Below are 15143 nucleotides of genomic sequence, written 5' to 3' on the forward strand. Positions count from 1 at the left end.
CATGTCGACGAGCAGTACAACAGCAGCGGCACCACCGAACAGATGGGTTGAGGCGTCGGCGACGTTGCCCCGTGGCGTGTCAGAGATCTTCTTCCAGAGCAACATCTGGTGTGGCCTGCTGATCCTTCTCGGGTTCCTGGTCGCCGATTGGCAGATGGCCGTGCTCGTCGTCATCGGTACGGTGTGTAACACCGTCGCCGGAGCCCTGATGAGGGTGGGTGCCGACAACGTCCGGATGGGGATGCAGGGTTTCAACGGGGCGCTGATCGGCGCTGCGGTCTACACCGCGTTGGGTGATCAGGGCTGGTCCTATCTGGTGACCGCGATCGCCGGCATCGTGTGTGCGCCCGTCACCTGGGTCGTGGTGTGGATCTTTGCGTCAAAACCCCTTGCCCGCTTCAACCTGCCCTCGACGACGGCGCCCTTCTGCGCCACCGCCGGCGTCATGTTCGTCGTCACCAAGAGCATCCACGAGAAGGCCGCGCCCCACCATGTCGCCGACGGTACGGGTGATTCGATATTGCGGTCGCTGCTGACGAACGTTTCCGAAGTCGTTCTGGTCAACAGTGTCTGGAGCGGGGCGCTCATCCTGCTGGGACTCTTCGTCGCGTCCTGGAAGGTCGGGCTCGCCGCGGTGATGGGCAGCGTGATCGGTACGTTGTCCGCGATGGCGCTCGGCGAGACCTCCAGCACCATCGCAGAGGGGCTCGCCGGTTATTCCGGTGTGCTGACCGCGATTGCACTGGCGGTCACGTTCTTGCAGAGCACCGTGATCTCGTGGGTGTATGCCGCAGTGGGAACGGTGGTGACGGCGGTGGTCACGCTGCTCATGACCGAACACTACGGCGGTCCGCACTACACCTGGCCCTACATCCTGACCACCTGGGTGCTACTGGTGATCGCAGCGTTCATACCCGCGATGCGCCGCACCTGAACGTTGCTGCCCGAACGCTATAGCGAAGCACCCCAGCGATATCCGGCGAACGCCAGCGCCACACACACCACCAGCACGCCGAGACCGTACGCGAGGGTGAGGCCGTAACGCTTGTCGCGGACGAGCTGCACCGTCTCGTAGCTTGCCGTGCTGAATGTTGTGTAACCGCCGAGGAATCCCGTCCCGATCACTGCTCCCACATCCGTCGAGGCAATCCTGCTCGCGATCAGGCCGGTGAGGAAGCCGAGGACGAGCGAGCCGGTCATGTTGATGATCGCGGTGGGCCACGGGAACTTCGAGTTGATCTTGGAGTGGAGGAATCCGTCGAAGACGTACCGCGTCACCGCACCCACGCCGCCGGCAAAAGCCAGCAACAGGAACAGCCAGAAAGTCATGACCGCTGCTCCCCGTCTGCGCCGCGTGCTTCATGAAGCCTCGCACCCGCGGCGATGCCTGCGATGGTCGCGGCCGCGCCGATGAGGACGGTGCCGAGCGCATAGACCACTGCCATACCCCACCGCGTGTGGTCGATCAACACGGCGGTGTCCGTCGCCAGCGAGCTGTATGTGGTGAAACCGCCGCAGAATCCGGTGCCGAGCAACAGTTTGAGCTGTGAGGTCCGCGCCGGGCCGGGATCAGTGCGTGTGAGCGCCTCATAGAGATAACCGAGTAGGAAGGCGCCCACCACGTTCACCACCGTGATCACGGCCGGGACACCGTCGAGGTCGGGAACGCCCAGCGAAAGGCCCTCGCGAGCGCCTGCTCCGATGGCGCCGCCGACGAGGACCAGGGCGATGTTTGGTCCCTGCAGGTACGCGGGTCGTGTCGGCGCCGTCATCGAGTGTTCTCCTCATCCGCGCCGGCCGGCAATACGGCGATCTCCAGGACGAGCAACGGGGTGTCCATTGGTTCAGGCTAGCGATGTGAGTACTGTCATCGGGCTGGACTGGGTGAATTGACGCCGGACTTGATCGGGCATAACGGTCATTTCGCGCTCGCCGGTGAAAGTCCAGTGCTGACGTGATGGTGGGCCGGAGATAGTTCATTCCTGGGACCCGAGGGAATCGACCGGATTGTGGTGGAACACTTTCCAAGCGGTACCGGTGATCGCGCCGAAACCGAGAAGGCTGGTGACGCCGACGATGAACCCGTAAGAAGTGGGCGAGAGGCTGGGAAAGGATATGCCCGGCAGTGCGATTGCGATTCCAACCAGCGGTGGGTACGCGATGATCGTCCCGGCGACCACCGCGACCCCGACGGCAACCAGCGCTTCCCAGCGAACCATCCCGCGGACCTGCCCTGTTTGTGCGCCGATCATGCGAAACAGGGCGAACTCGCGGCGGCGCTCGGAGGTCATCAGCACCAGTGTGTTGACGACCGCGATGGACAGGAACCCGAGAAGTATCGACAGCGCAACAACATTCACCGTGTCTTGTGATCGCTGCTCCTGCCGGTCCGCGACGCCGAAACCGTTGCTGTCGTTGACCGTGAGTCCGCCGATCGATTCGATGGCAGAGCGGGTCTCGTCGATCCGCTCTGCTGCGACCGAAACCGCTATGTGGCCGACGAGTCCGGTGGTGGTGTGTTCGCGGACCTGCTGATCGGGGAGCGCGATGTCACCGAAACCCAATCCGCGGACGTAGGTGGCGATGATGGTGGGCGTGATGATCGTGCCTTCCCCCAACCTCAGTGCCACGGTGTCGCCGACTTCGGCGTCCATGGTCGCTGCGGCGTCCTCGCTGAGTGCGACTGTCCCGGTTTGCAGTTCGGTCAGTGCGCCGCGCTGGACATCGAGATCGAGGGTGGTGGCTGCCTGCTCTGGATCGATGCCCAGGACGGTGTAGACCGCGGTGGTCGGTGCTTCGGCTCTGGTGGGGGTGTAGAAGGCCTGGCTGCGGGTGACCGGATTGGCAGCTTCGACGGAGTCGATCGATGCGATCGTGCTGATCAGTGTCGGCTCGACACCTCCCGACCCGGTGACCACCAGGTCTGCCTTCATTCCTTGTTCGACCTGTTGAGCAGCCGCTGCGGTCATCGTGCTCTGGCTTCCCAGTTGGACCGACCCGAAAGCGATGACCAAAGCCAGGGGCGTGATCGCTGTTGCGAGCCGACGTCCGTGGGCATCGAGATTGATGGCGGCGAGCATCGCGGCGGCAGAGCGGCTGCGGCGCATGGGGCCACCGATGAGGCGCAGTGCCTCGGAGGCCAGTGTCGGTCCGAGAACTGCCAACGCGATGATGAACAGCAGCACCGAGACGCCGGCACCGGCAAGCGCATCCGGTCCGGGGACAACAACCGGTGAGAACGCGGTCACCACACCACCGAGGCCGATGAGGAGGCCACAGATGGTGCGGGCCCGGCTGATCGCGTCGGGTTCGGCTGCCGACTCGCGGAGGGCCTCGATCGCGTCGAGCCGGGCCGGACGACGTGCCGAGATCGCGGCGGCGAGTCGGGCAGTGATCACGGTGGTGGCGATGGCGGCCAGGGCGGGAAGTGGGCTGATGGCCAGGCCGAAGTCGGCGGGGAGTATTCCCGCCCCGGCAAACTGCTTGCGAATCACCTGGGCGAGCAGGTATCCGGGGATGACGCCCAACACCGCCGCGGTGCCGGCGATGACCCACACCTCGGATCCGATGAGCTTGTGAATCTGCCGTGGTGCGGCGCCCATGGATCGCAATAGGGCGAAGTCGCGGCGGCGTTGCGAAATGGACAGCGACACAGTGCTCGAGACCACGAACACGGCGATCATCAGTGTCACGCCGGCAAGCGCAGCGGTCAGAACCACCAGTTCGCCGCGAGCTGCCCCGACATCAAGGAATTCGGCGTCGGCGCGGTCATCGTCGATGTAGGTGGTGACATCGAGATCGTCGAGTTCGGCGTGAACCTGCGAGGCCAGCGCCGACGAGCTGACTCCGTCATGACCGAGAACGCCGATCACGGCCACCGAACCCGGATGCGGCCAGAGCTGCTGCGCACGTGCGTCTTCCAAAAATACTGTCGCCGGACGGGTCGCGGTTTCGGGGGTTGGTGCGGCGGCGACACCCACCACGGTGTAGTCGCTCCCGATTCCACCGTGGCGCAGGGTAACACGGTCGCCGAGGGTCGAAGGGTCAGTTGTCACCACCTCGCTCGGACCGGTCGGTGGATGTCCCGCCGTCAGGCTGAACGGTGCCAGGGCGGCCGAGGACCATCCGTGGGCATCGAACTGTCGTCCGCTGTCGTCGGAGAGCGGGACACTGACATCACCGACCGCCGAACGGACGTCAGGCAGGCTCTTCAGCTCATCGACGGCGGAGGAGGGCAGTAGGGCGCGCTCGATGTAGGGCTGGTCGAAGTCTTCCTTGGTGTCGAGTGTCTGTGGTGCTCCCACCACAACGTCGGTTCCGGCGAATCGATGGGGTGTCGCGCCGCCGCGAATACCTGATTCGAACAAGACTCCGAGGGCACAGACGAGCAACGTGGCGCTGAACACCGTGACGAACACGGCCACAAACCCGTTGCGGTGGCGGCGGAGGTTGGCGCGGGCGAGGATGCCCAGGTTGGTCTTCGCCATGGTCACCACTGCCCGAGGTCGGTCAGTGTCTGGGCGATGGCACTTGCTGTGGGTGCTTGCAATTGACCCGCGAAGCGTCCCTCGGCGAGAAACAACACCCGGTCGGCGTGGGCGGCGGACACCGGATCGTGGGTCACCATCACCACCGTCTGCCCGTGTTCCGTGCCGGCGCCGCGCAGGAGTGTGAGGATCTGCTGACCGGTACGGCCGTCGAGGGCGCCGGTCGGTTCGTCGGCGAACAGCACCCGGGGGCGGCTGACCAGTGCCCGCGCGATGGCGACGCGCTGCTGCTGGCCGCCGGACAGTTCTGCCGGGCGACGACGTTGCATGCCGGCGAGTCCCACCGACTCCAGGACGTGTTCGAGATGTGTGCGGTCGGCGGTACGTCCGGCCAACAGCAGGGGCAGCGTCACATTCTGTTCCACCGTCAGCGCCGACATGAGGTTGTAGGCCTGGAACACGAATCCGACGTGGTCGCGTCGAAACGTGGTCAGTTTGCGCGGCTTCAGTGCGCTGATCTCGGTGTCGCCCAGCCACACTGTGCCGCGGGTGGGTTGGTCGAGACCCGCGGCACAGTGCAAGAAAGTGCTCTTGCCCGAACCGGAAGGGCCCATGATCGCGGTGAAACCACCCGCGGGCAGGGTGAGGTTCACCGCGTTCAGCGCGGTCACCTGATCGCGGCCGGATCCGTAGGTCTTGGTGACATCATCGAGCCGGATCGCCGGCTGCGGTGTCGCGGCGACCGGTGGATGTAGCGGGGCGTAAGAGGTCATGACAGCAACGTTATGAATCGGTGGCGGCTTGAACCATCCCGCTGTCTACCGGTCGATGGTGTACTGGGCTATACCGTCATCGGCCGCGCCGTACGGCATCCTGGAGCGATGAGGCGAACCGAACGGGCGGCACATTGGTTGCGGGCATCTCGCTATTTGATGGTCGAAGGTGTGTCGGCGGTTGTGTCGTTGGCGCTGGTGATTGCCGGACTGTTCGTCGTTTCCCTGATGATCCTAATCGTCGGGTGGCTGGTGGCGCCGTTCTATTTGCGCCTGGTGCGGCTCTGGGTGGACAGGGCGCGGCTGCGCACGGGGCGGTACGCGGGAACTGTGATCCCAGAGCGGTATCCGCCCATGGTTGAGGCCGCCGGATTCGGCGATGTGCGGAAGATGCTGTGGGCGCCTTCCACGCGACGCGACCTTGCGTGGTTGGTCCTGCATGCTTTTGGGGCCTTTGTCGCCGGGGTGGTTGCCGTGGCTTTGCCGCTGGCGGCGCTGGACTCGCTGTCGTCTCCTTTCTACTGGTGGGCCATGCCCGCCGATTCTCCGGCGGGCAGTCCGTTCCCGGTTACGTCGTGGTGGCTGGCGGCCGCGATGCTGTTGGCCGGGGTCGCGTACGCAGTGCTGGCCTGGTGGCTGAATCCGATTATGGCCCGTGGGGTCGCGGCGGTGACGACATCGCTGTTGGCGCCCGGACGTGAAACCGAACTGTCCGAACGGGTTTCGGCTCTGACCGCCAGTCGCGCCGCGGCCCTCGACGCGCACTCGGCCGAGTTGCGGCGCATCGAGCGGGACCTGCACGACGGTGCGCAGAACAAGCTCGTCGGGGTTGTCATGATGTTGGGGTTGGCCGAGCGGTCCCTGCGGGTGGACCCGCAGCAAGCGCTTCCGCAACTACACCGGGCGCAGGATGCCGCGTCGGACGCCTTGTCGGAGTTGAGAACACTCGTCCATGACATCTATCCGCCGATCCTTGATGAGCTGGGCCTTGACGGCGCAGTGGCTGCGCTGGCCGGACGATGCTCGGTGACCTGCGTGCTCGACGCCCGGAACTTGCACCGCGCGCCCGCTGCGGTCGAGGCCGCCGCCTATTTTGTTGTGGCCGAGGCGTTGACGAACGTGGTCAAACACAGCGGTGCCGACACCGTGCATCTGACCATCAGCACCCGCAGCGGTGGGGCGGGCAACGTCCTGGTCATCGAAGTACTCGACGATGGCAGCGGCGGGGCCGACGAGGCGGTGGGCAGCGGATTGCGGGGTATCCGTCGTCGCGTGGCAGCATTCGAGGGAACCATGACGCTCGACAGCCCGCCGGGCGGCCCGACGAAACTGGAAGTGGAGCTGCCATGCGGATTCTGATCGCAGAAGACGACGCTCTGCTGCGCGAGGGACTTGCGCTCTTGCTGCGTAGTGTCGGCATCGAGGTGACCGCCGCGGTCGCCGATGCCGAACAGTTCTTGGACGCGTTCGACGCCGACCCGCCTGACGGCGCGGTGCTGGATGTGCGGATGCCACCCACCTTCACCAACGAGGGGCTGAAGGCCGCGATCGAGGCGCGTCGGCGGGTCCCGAACTTCCCGGTCCTCGTACTCTCTGCCTATGTGGAGGACCGCTACGCCGGAGAACTGCTCTCCGGCAGTGCGTCCGGTGTGGGGTATCTGCTCAAGGAGCGGGTCGGCAAGGTGGAGGAGTTCGTCGACGCGCTCCACCGGGTGGTGGCCGGCGGCACGGTGATGGACCCAGAGGTGATCTCGCAGTTGATGAGTCGGCGCCGCGCCGACGACCCCATCCGGTCGCTGACGCCTCGTGAATCCGAAGTGCTCCAACTGATGGCCGAAGGCGTCGGGAACGCCGAGATCGCCCGCAGACTCTTTGTCACCGACACCGCGGTGAGCAAACACATCGGCAACATCTTTTCCAAGCTGGGTCTGACGGCATCGGATACCGGACATCGGCGCGTGCTCGCGGTACTCGCACATCTGCGGTCGTAGGACTCGGCGGTGGTGAGAGCGGTTGGTGTCGTAGGCTTGCGGTTGTGGGAATTTCTGACGCGGACCTGACGTATCTGCGGCGTTGTGTCGATTTGGCGCGGGAGGCCTTGGCTGACGGCGATGAACCTTTTGGCTCGGTGCTTGTCGACAATGCCGGGGGAGTGCTCTTCGAAGACCGCAATAGGGTCAAGGGCGGCAACAACACTCGGCATCCCGAACTCGCGATCGCGTTGTGGGCGGTCGACAACATGGAGCCGGCGCAGCGCGCGAGCGCCACCGTCTACACCTCTGGCGAGCACTGCCCGATGTGTGCTGCTGCCCATGCCTGGGTGGGACTGGGCCGCATCGTCTACGCGGTGTCGTCGGCCCAATTGTCGTCGTGGTTGCAGGAGTGGGGTGCCTCATCGTCACCGGTGGCGGGTCTACCCATCAACACCGTCGCGCCGAAGCTACCGGTCGACGGTCCGGTCTCCGAGTTCGAAGAAGAAATGAAAGCGTTGTACTCGAACAAGTTCCGCGCTGTGTCCTGAGGATGTTCCCGATTGTCAACTAATGGTTGACGAATGGCACCAGGACCCACTCAGATGACCAACACCGTGCCGTCGGCGACATGCGCATTCATCAGCGGTGCGTCGTTGTTATTGAATGCCTCCCGTACGTCGTTGACGATCTGACGAATGCGTTGAGATCGGCGGGGTTCGGCGGGTCGTTCTCGGTCTCCGGGTGCATGTGTCGAACCCTAGGACTTCAACCGACACTGAAGTCAAGTGTTGAAGAAGGATTGGTCGTCAGGTTGGGGTGCCGCGACATCTCAGGTTGTTGTGACGAAACCGGATTCGTAGGCCACGATGACGGCTTGCGTCCGGTCGCGGACCCCGAGCTTTGCCAGCACCGCGCTGACGTGCGATTTGACGGTCTCGGCCCCGACAAACATATGCGTGGCGATTTCCGCGTTCGACAGACCGCGCGTCATCAACCGCAGCACGGTCGACTCCCTTTCGGTGAGACCGGCCTCCTCGAGTTGATCGCGGGCAGAAGTGTTTCCGTGGCCTGCGGCCAGTGTCCGGACAGTGGCGGGGTAGAGCAGCGAATCACCCTCGGCGACAGCGCGTACGGCGTTGACGATCTCGGCAGGGCGGGCTCGCTTGAGCAGGAATCCGTCCGCGCCCGCCCGCAGCGCCCGGTAGACGTACTCGTCGTTCTCGAATGTTGTGACGATCAGGATCTTCGGCGGTGTCGGTACCGATCGAAGGATCGCGCGCGTCGTGTCGATCCCGTCCATCAGTGGCATCCGCACATCCATGGCGATCACCGTTGGCCGCAGTTTCCGCAGCAGCGGGATGACGGCGGCTCCATCAGCGGCTTCGCCGACGACCTCGATATCCACTTGCGCGTCGAGGATTGCCCGCAAACCGGCACGGGCGAGCGGTTCGTCGTCGACAAGCAGCACAGTTATCGGCACCCGTGATCACCGGGTTCCGATGAGGGGAAGTGTCACGCGTACCTCCCAGCGGTCGTCGATGGGCCCGGTGAAGGCGTGGCCACCAAGCAGTTCCGCACGTTCATGGATACCACGCAACCCGCTGCCGGGCCGGGTGGAACGAGCGTCGACGGGGCGTGCGTTGGTGATCTTGAGTTCTAGCTGTGTGTCCTCGACTCGCACGCCGACCAGGACCGGTCCGGGACCGGCGTGCCGCAATACGTTGGTCAGCGATTCCTGGAGGATGCGGTAGCCCTCCCTGGACAGCGGTCCCGGCACGCGATCGAGCGAACCGGTGACCGATGCCTCGACGTCGGCGCCAGCGGATCGTGCGGACTTCACCAGACTTTCTGAATCGGCGAGGGTGGGACGCTGAGCCGGCCCTCCGGAATCACGGAGGACCACTAGGACTCGGTCGAGGTCATCGAGCGCGGCGCGTCCGGTTTCTTCGATGGCGCGCAGCGCGCGAGCGGTGAACTCTGGATCATCGGCCGTGCGGGCGGCCCCGGCCTGCAACACCGCCGCGGTCAGGGCATGCCCGATTGAATCGTGCAGTTCGCGGGCCAGTCGGTTGTGTTCGAGGAGCAGATCGGTGCGTTCCTCCAGTGCTTTCAGCCGTTCCGCGGGCGAGGGCCCCAGCAGCCGGCGGGCCAGGCTGGTGGCCAGTTCTCCGAGGCCGATGACCGTTGCCAGGATCACCGCCAGGGGCAGTGGGATCAGCAACGCGTACAGCCAGTGTGGTTGTTCGATCCGAAGAATGGTTTCGGCACTGGGCGGCGCTCCGGCGGCGGCGCCGATCAGATCCGCGCACAGAAATATCATTGGGACACAAATGGCGAGCAGCGCGGCGCTGAGCGCCAGACGCGCCTCGAGCCAGAGCACTGTGCGCCAGCGGTCCGACCACCGTGCCGACGGCGCGGCGCTGATGGACGGCTCAGCACCATCGGCTCCCTCGCCGGGGGTGAGGAACAGGCGCGCCTGGACGCCCTCCGCCAGGCGCATTCCCGGAATCAAACCCACCGGAACGACAAAGAGCGCGAGCATGTACGGCCGGTCGAAGTCGATGAAGAGCCAAACCGCAGCAAATGCCAGTGGCACGCACAGGTGAAGGCCCCGGGTGTAGGTGACCGGGCGGATCACCAACCGGCTGATCGCGCGGAGCATGACCTCATGGTGCCAGTAGCCGCGGTCGAATTGTCTCCCCGAAACGGGGGAGGCCGGTCCCGCCCGCGGGGGGAGACCGCGAGGGCGGCCTCGACGAGGCTGAAAGTCATGACCACCATCGAAGTTCACGAGCTCACGAAGGTATACGGATCGACCCCGGTGGTCGACCGTGTGACATTCACGGTGCGACCCGGTGTGGTGACCGGTTTCCTCGGTCCCAACGGCGCAGGCAAATCCACCACCATGCGAATGATTCTCGGCCTCAACAGGCCGACGTCCGGCACCGCGACGATCGGAGGCGCACCTTTCGCCGCGGCAGACAAGCCCTTGGCGCTCGTGGGAGCGCTTCTCGATGACTCTTCTGCCCACCCGAAACGCACCGCGCGCAATCATCTACTGGCGCTTGCTGCGAGCAACCAGCTACCCACTGCCCGCGTCGAAGCTGTACTTGAAGAGGTGGGCCTGACTGCGGACGCGGGGCGACGCGTCTCGGGTTTCTCGCTCGGCATGCGTCAGCGTCTCGGGGTCGCCGCGGCGCTGCTCGGCGACCCGCGAGTGCTGATCCTCGACGAACCGTCGAATGGCCTGGATCCGGAGGGGATCATCTGGATTCGCGAGGCGCTGCAGCGGCTGGCTCGCGAGGGGCGAACCATTCTGGTTTCCAGCCATCTGATGAGTGAGACTGCCGCCTTCGCTGATCATCTGCTGGTAGTCGGCAAAGGCCGGCTCTTGGCCGACACCGGTGTCGACGATTTCGTTCGCGCGCATGCCGAACCGCAGGTGCGCCTACGTACCCCGGTAGGCCTGTATCCACAGGAGGCGTTCGCTCGTTCCGGTTTCACGACCGTCGAAGTCGAGGGGGGTCTCTGGATGATTCGCGGTGCCCGGATCGAGGACGTCGGACCGCTACTGGTGGAGGCGGGCATACCTGTGCTCGAACTGGCCGAAGAACACGCGTCTCTCGAACAGGCCTACCTGGCTCTGACCGCGGACGCGGCCACTCACATATCCGGCACGACCACCCAGGAGGCAAAGCCATGACGTATGCGCCCGTGCTTCACTCGGAATGGATCAAGACCCGGACCCTGCCGTCACTCGGAGGGGCACTTGCACTGCTCTTCGTCGTCACCGTCGGATTCTCGCTGCTCGGCAGCGTAACCTTCGGACGAGACGAAGCGGCTGAACCAGATTTCGACCCACTGATCACCTCGTTCTTCGGCATCAACTTCGGTCAGGCCGTCGCGATCACCTTCGGCGCCCTCGTCGCGGCCGCGCAATACAAGAACAACGGGACGAGGATCTGGTTCGTCGCCGTGCCCCGCCGCAGTGTGATGTACCTGTCCAGTGTGGTTGTCGTTGCGGGACTGACCTTCCTGGTCGGCCTTGCGACGGCCGTGGCCTGCTTCTTCGGTGGACAAGGACTTCTCGGAGACGGCCGAATGGAATGGACCGACCCCGCTGGGCTTCGCGCGATGATGGGGTGCGCCATCTACCTTACCCTGATGGCGCTGTTCGCTTTCGGGGTAGCGAACCTATTGCGCAGCACCGCAGCGACATTGGGAATCCTCATCCCGGTTGTACTGTTGCTGTCCTTCATGCTCGGCAATGTCACCAGCAGTGCCGGCGTCGCCGATTATCTGCCCGACCGAGCGGGGCGTCAGGTTCTCGTCGAGAATCCGATCGGTTCCCCGGGGCCCTGGTTGGGTCTGCTGGTGACCGCAGTTTGGGCTGCTGCGGCTCTCGGATCGGGCTGGTGGGCCATGCGTCGCCGTGACGCCTGAGTCTGACACCGAATGACGAGAACGCGGTCACGGACTCGAACCGAGTGCGTGACCGCGTTCTCGGTGCGGTGTGCGAACCGGAGCGTTCCCGACATTCGCGATGTTGGCACTAAATGTTGCTGGTGCAGGCGCGAAGTGCCTCAGCGGTCAGGGTGTTCACCGGGCAAGTCAGAGATGTCCAACCGGGCTCACCGCTGTACTGGTCGCTTGTTCGGTCGATGAAGATATCGACAGTCAGAGTTTCTTCGGCGACGCGATAGTAGGTCGTGATGGGGTCGCCCTCCGTGGTGATTATCGTGACGCTGAATTCGCCGCCGCCGTCAACTCGACCGCTCATCAGGCAGTCGATGGCACTTCGGGGATATAGCTCTTCAAATGTGAAGTCGGGCCCGTCAGCCCACGTCTGTCCGCAGTCTGACAGTGGCAAACGGTCAACGAATGCTGCCGGTGGCGGTTCTGAAGTCGGTGAAGGCTCGTTCGGCGGTACTGAACAGGCGATGGTCAGCGCCGCGATACTGAAGACGAGCGAGATACCGCAGACAAACCACATGGCCGTTGACCGGACGCCTGGTTTGGAAGTGTTCATGGAGCCCTGTTCTCAGATGGGGTGGTGATCGAACCGCCGCGGGCAACTGACATCATCGCTCCTCGGCCATGTGTGTGCCCAGAACGTGAGTCAATCGCTCGATCAGTTGAGCCGGTGCGTCTTCCGGCAGTAGGTGCCCGGCGTCGTCGAACCAAGTCAGTCCCTGGTTGGGGATTCGCTCCTCGATCCAATGCCCGTATTCCGCAGGCAGGATCTGGTCATCGCGGCCCCACAGTAACGTGACCGGGATGTCGACGGCGCCGAGCAGGTGTTCGTAGTCAGCGGTGTCGTCCTGGCTCAGTTGACGGTATTGCCGGTAGTAGGCGGCTTGTCCGTCGGGGCCGCGCCATGGCTCCAGATATGTTTCGAGGACACCCGGGCGATAACCCTGACGCGTCCCGTTGCGCAGGTGCGCGGCCACCAGTGCCTCGTGGGCGTACGCCGGGAGTTGTTCGAAGACATCGTGGTGTTCGCGGATCAGCGCGAAAAGCCCGCGCTCCCACGTGCCTCCGGTTACGGCATCGAAGAGGATCAGATCAGAGTAGGAGGCCTGTTCGAGAAGTAATGCCCGTAGCGCAATCGCGCCGCCGATGTCGCAGGCAACGACGCTGGGGCGGTGCAGATTCCACCGCCGTAGCAATTCTGCGAAGTTGCGGCCCTGCGCGGCGAGGGTGAGGTCCTGGCCCTCGTGTTTGTCGGATCGGCCGTAGCCGAGGTGATCGAAAACGTACACCTCTCGACCATGTCGGGCGAGTGCAACCGCCACGTCACGCCACAGGTATGACGAGTACGGCGTGCCATGGACGAGCACAATCGGTGGGCCTTCTCCGACGGTGTCCCAGCGCACCACACCGTCCGCGAGCTCAGTGGATCTGGTCAATTCCCAGGTCATCGGGTTCCTCCTGATCGTTGCTCTCGCCGAGTACCAGCCCGACCTTTCACTTAAACGCGCCCTGCCCGGGATCTCGACTCACGCGACGATGGTGTTCTGCCGTCGCCAGATCAGCCACCGATCTGCTCGCCGGACGAACACGTAGAGAGCATTCATCTCCGGCGGATCACCATCCTGCGCGTTCTTCGGCGTGGCCCACGCGTTCTTGCGGGCCGTGATGACATCGGGGGACAAGGCCACGACGTCGGTGAGTTCGTAATAGGCGGTGGCGTCCTTCAGGAAGCCGGCGGCCAGGCCCGCTTCGGTCGACTCCGTGATGGCCGGGCGTCCGGAGAGCACCGTGCCACGGGCGTTCACCACCACGGCGTCATCGGCGATATGCGCATTCATCAACGCTGCGTCGTTGTTGTTGAAACCTTCCTGTACGTCGTTGACAATCGCGTGAATTTCTTTGAGGGCAGTTGCGTTCGGTTGAGGCATGTGGCCAACCTAGAACCTCAACTGAAGTTGAAGTCAATGTCGCCGAGGTGATCGCCATACCGCCCGCCACCTTCGTTGTTGTGGACCGCCCGTTGCCGTGGCACCGTTGAGGGTTGATCAGGAACGAGGTTATGGCATGGAGCAGGACCCGCCGTCATTGTTCGAGGTGGACGATACCTCCCGACCGCTCGCCGACAGGCTCAGGCCGAGGTCGCTCGAAGGCGTTGTCGGCCAAGACCATCTCCTCGCGCCGGACGCGCCGATCGGGCGGATGGTCGCCCAGCAGCGGCTGGTCTCGCTCATCCTGTGGGGTCCGCCAGGATGTGGCAAGACAACAATTGCCCGGCTCTTGGCGGAGCAGACAGACCTGGTGTTCGAGCCGTTGTCGGCAACGTTCTCCGGTGTCGCGGATCTGCGCAAGGTGTTCCTGGCGGCACAAAAGCGGCGAGAGGTCGGACAGGGAACGCTGCTGTTCGTCGACGAGATCCACCGATTCAACCGGGCCCAGCAGGACAGCTTTCTGCCGTATGTCGAGGACGGCACCATCGTGCTGGTCGGCGCGACGACCGAGAACCCCAGTTTCGAACTGAACGGCGCGCTCCTGTCGCGATGCCAGGTCTTTGTTCTCAGGCGACTCGATGAGCAATCTCTCGAGGCGCTCGTCAGTCGCGCCGAGCAGCTCGTCGGCAGAGCGCTACCGGTCGACGCCGCGGCCCGCACCGCACTGCTTGCGTTGGCCGACGGTGACGGCCGCTACCTGCTCAACATGTGCGAACAACTACTCGCACTCCCGGATGCGGCGCAGCCCCTGGACACCGCCGCGTTGGCCGCAGTGGTGCAAAAGCGGGCTCCGCTGTATGACAAGTCGCAGGAGGGTCACTACAACCTGATTTCGGCCCTGCACAAGTCGATGCGTGGTTCCGATCCCGACGCCGCGTTGTACTGGTTCGCCCGCATGCTCGACGGCGGTGAAGACCCGCTCTACATCGCCCGACGTCTTGTCCGGTTCGCGAACGAAGACATCGGCATCGCCGATCCGCAGGCGGTCCACCAGGCGCTGGCGGCATGGGATGTGTACGAACGCTTGGGTTCTCCGGAGGGAGAACTCGCGATCGCGCAGGCTGTGGTCTATTTGGCGACCGCACCGAAGTCCATCGCCGTCTACCGGGGTTTCGGTTCAGCCACCAAGGCGGCGAAGCAGACGGGTTCTCTCGCCCCGCCTCTCAACATCCTCAACGCGCCGACCAAGCTGATGAAGAATCTCGGCTACGGCAAGGAATACGAGTACGACCCCGACGCCGCCGACGGATTCTCCGGCGCGAACTACTTTCCGGACGGGATGGACCGGAAAACGTTCTATGCACCCACAGATCACGGTTACGAGCGGCACATCCGGGAACGTCTGAACCGATTGGCCCAACTGCGCGAGCGCCGGCAGTCATCAGGCGGGTCCGGCGACGACGCGTAGGTCTGTGGCGGAGAAACTCTCCACAGTGGCTCGGTCAATTG

At 64.3% G+C, this 15143-nt stretch carries 16 protein-coding genes; 7 read left to right on the plus strand and 9 right to left on the minus strand.

Features of this window, described 5'->3' with window-relative positions:
* Position 1: 1 nt before the first annotated feature.
* Complete coding sequence (locus AC51GT_RS03255; RefSeq protein ID WP_496327831.1) at positions 2-934, plus strand: urea transporter; 933 nt, start codon at positions 2-4, stop codon at positions 932-934.
* A gap of 17 nt (positions 935-951) precedes the next feature.
* Here the strand turns inward: AC51GT_RS03255 and crcB are convergent, their stop codons facing one another.
* The 4 genes from crcB to AC51GT_RS03275 form a co-directional block, all read right to left on the minus strand.
* Complete coding sequence (gene crcB, locus AC51GT_RS03260) at positions 952-1329, minus strand: fluoride efflux transporter CrcB (protein ID WP_496323940.1); 378 nt, start codon at positions 1327-1329, stop codon at positions 952-954.
* Entirely contained in the window at positions 1326-1772 is a 447-nt protein-coding gene (locus AC51GT_RS03265; RefSeq protein ID WP_496327832.1) for a fluoride efflux transporter FluC, read from the minus strand. The genes crcB and AC51GT_RS03265 overlap by 4 nt, the downstream gene beginning before the upstream one ends.
* A gap of 204 nt (positions 1773-1976) precedes the next feature.
* Positions 1977-4487 (minus strand): FtsX-like permease family protein, encoded by a 2511-nt coding sequence (locus tag AC51GT_RS03270; protein WP_496327833.1) that lies wholly within the window; start codon positions 4485-4487, stop codon positions 1977-1979.
* A gap of 2 nt (positions 4488-4489) precedes the next feature.
* Entirely contained in the window at positions 4490-5260 is a 771-nt protein-coding gene (locus AC51GT_RS03275) for an ABC transporter ATP-binding protein (protein WP_496323943.1), read from the minus strand.
* 108 nt (positions 5261-5368) lie between these two features.
* Between AC51GT_RS03275 and AC51GT_RS03280 the strand changes: the two genes are divergently transcribed.
* The 3 genes from AC51GT_RS03280 to AC51GT_RS03290 are packed head-to-tail and all read left to right on the plus strand — an operon-like array spanning position 5369 to position 7781.
* A complete protein-coding gene (locus tag AC51GT_RS03280; protein WP_496327834.1) occupies positions 5369-6619 on the plus strand; it encodes a sensor histidine kinase in 1251 nt (416 codons plus the stop codon).
* A complete protein-coding gene (locus AC51GT_RS03285) occupies positions 6607-7251 on the plus strand; it encodes a LuxR C-terminal-related transcriptional regulator (protein WP_496327835.1) in 645 nt (214 codons plus the stop codon). Before AC51GT_RS03280 ends, AC51GT_RS03285 begins: the two co-directional genes overlap by 13 nt.
* A 44-nt stretch (positions 7252-7295) precedes the next feature.
* Positions 7296-7781: a nucleoside deaminase gene (locus AC51GT_RS03290; protein ID WP_496327836.1), complete on the plus strand. Its 486-nt coding sequence runs from the start codon at positions 7296-7298 to the stop codon at positions 7779-7781.
* Positions 7782-8062: 281 nt separating this feature from the next.
* Here AC51GT_RS03290 and AC51GT_RS03295 read toward each other — a convergent pair whose 3' ends face one another.
* Positions 8063-8713, minus strand: a complete 651-nt coding sequence (locus tag AC51GT_RS03295) for a response regulator transcription factor (protein WP_496327837.1) — start codon at positions 8711-8713, stop codon at positions 8063-8065.
* Between the two features lie 6 nt (positions 8714-8719).
* Positions 8720-9895, minus strand: coding sequence for a sensor histidine kinase (locus AC51GT_RS03300; protein WP_496327838.1), 1176 nt, complete (start codon positions 9893-9895; stop codon positions 8720-8722).
* Between the two features lie 108 nt (positions 9896-10003).
* On the opposite strand from AC51GT_RS03300, the gene AC51GT_RS03305 reads away from it, so the two are divergent.
* Both AC51GT_RS03305 and AC51GT_RS03310 read left to right on the plus strand, forming a co-directional pair.
* Entirely contained in the window at positions 10004-10936 is a 933-nt protein-coding gene (locus AC51GT_RS03305) for an ABC transporter ATP-binding protein (protein WP_496327839.1), read from the plus strand.
* Positions 10933-11676, plus strand: a complete 744-nt coding sequence (locus AC51GT_RS03310; RefSeq protein WP_496323951.1) for an ABC-2 transporter permease family protein — start codon at positions 10933-10935, stop codon at positions 11674-11676. Before AC51GT_RS03305 ends, AC51GT_RS03310 begins: the two co-directional genes overlap by 4 nt.
* Before the next feature lie 109 nt (positions 11677-11785).
* Here the strand turns inward: AC51GT_RS03310 and AC51GT_RS03315 are convergent, their stop codons facing one another.
* The 3 genes from AC51GT_RS03315 to AC51GT_RS03325 all read right to left on the minus strand — a co-directional run bounded on the left by AC51GT_RS03315 (position 11786) and on the right by AC51GT_RS03325 (position 13634).
* A complete protein-coding gene (locus AC51GT_RS03315) occupies positions 11786-12262 on the minus strand; it encodes a hypothetical protein (RefSeq protein WP_496327840.1) in 477 nt (158 codons plus the stop codon).
* 52 nt (positions 12263-12314) lie between these two features.
* The gene (locus tag AC51GT_RS03320) at positions 12315-13154 is read right to left on the minus strand and encodes an alpha/beta fold hydrolase (protein ID WP_496327841.1); all 840 of its coding nucleotides are present in this window, start codon (positions 13152-13154) and stop codon (positions 12315-12317) included.
* Positions 13155-13232: 78 nt separating this feature from the next.
* Positions 13233-13634: a YybH family protein gene (locus AC51GT_RS03325; protein WP_496327842.1), complete on the minus strand. Its 402-nt coding sequence runs from the start codon at positions 13632-13634 to the stop codon at positions 13233-13235.
* A 136-nt stretch (positions 13635-13770) separates the two neighbouring features.
* Here AC51GT_RS03325 and AC51GT_RS03330 point away from each other — a divergent pair, with 136 nt between their 5' ends.
* Positions 13771-15102: a replication-associated recombination protein A gene (locus tag AC51GT_RS03330; protein ID WP_496327843.1), complete on the plus strand. Its 1332-nt coding sequence runs from the start codon at positions 13771-13773 to the stop codon at positions 15100-15102.
* The last annotated feature ends 41 nt before the right edge of the window (positions 15103-15143 follow it).

Source organism: Williamsia sp. z34 (assembly GCF_059553395.1).

Coding starts and splice junctions, on each gene's coding strand:
- AC51GT_RS03270 (WP_496327833.1), bottom strand. CDS start 4,487: ATGGCGAAGACCAACCTGGGCATCCTCGCCCGCGCCAACCTCCGCCGC.
- AC51GT_RS03325 (WP_496327842.1), bottom strand. CDS start 13,634: ATGCCTCAACCGAACGCAACTGCCCTCAAAGAAATTCACGCGATTGTC.
- AC51GT_RS03315 (WP_496327840.1), bottom strand. CDS start 12,262: ATGAACACTTCCAAACCAGGCGTCCGGTCAACGGCCATGTGGTTTGTC.
- AC51GT_RS03310 (WP_496323951.1), top strand. CDS start 10,933: ATGACGTATGCGCCCGTGCTTCACTCGGAATGGATCAAGACCCGGACC.
- AC51GT_RS03320 (WP_496327841.1), bottom strand. CDS start 13,154: ATGACCTGGGAATTGACCAGATCCACTGAGCTCGCGGACGGTGTGGTG.
- AC51GT_RS03255 (WP_496327831.1), top strand. CDS start 2: ATGTCGACGAGCAGTACAACAGCAGCGGCACCACCGAACAGATGGGTT.
- AC51GT_RS03275 (WP_496323943.1), bottom strand. CDS start 5,260: ATGACCTCTTACGCCCCGCTACATCCACCGGTCGCCGCGACACCGCAG.
- AC51GT_RS03305 (WP_496327839.1), top strand. CDS start 10,004: ATGACCACCATCGAAGTTCACGAGCTCACGAAGGTATACGGATCGACC.
- AC51GT_RS03265 (WP_496327832.1), bottom strand. CDS start 1,772: ATGACGGCGCCGACACGACCCGCGTACCTGCAGGGACCAAACATCGCC.
- AC51GT_RS03330 (WP_496327843.1), top strand. CDS start 13,771: ATGGAGCAGGACCCGCCGTCATTGTTCGAGGTGGACGATACCTCCCGA.
- AC51GT_RS03300 (WP_496327838.1), bottom strand. CDS start 9,895: ATGCTCCGCGCGATCAGCCGGTTGGTGATCCGCCCGGTCACCTACACC.
- AC51GT_RS03280 (WP_496327834.1), top strand. CDS start 5,369: ATGAGGCGAACCGAACGGGCGGCACATTGGTTGCGGGCATCTCGCTAT.
- crcB (WP_496323940.1), bottom strand. CDS start 1,329: ATGACTTTCTGGCTGTTCCTGTTGCTGGCTTTTGCCGGCGGCGTGGGT.
- AC51GT_RS03285 (WP_496327835.1), top strand. CDS start 6,607: ATGCGGATTCTGATCGCAGAAGACGACGCTCTGCTGCGCGAGGGACTT.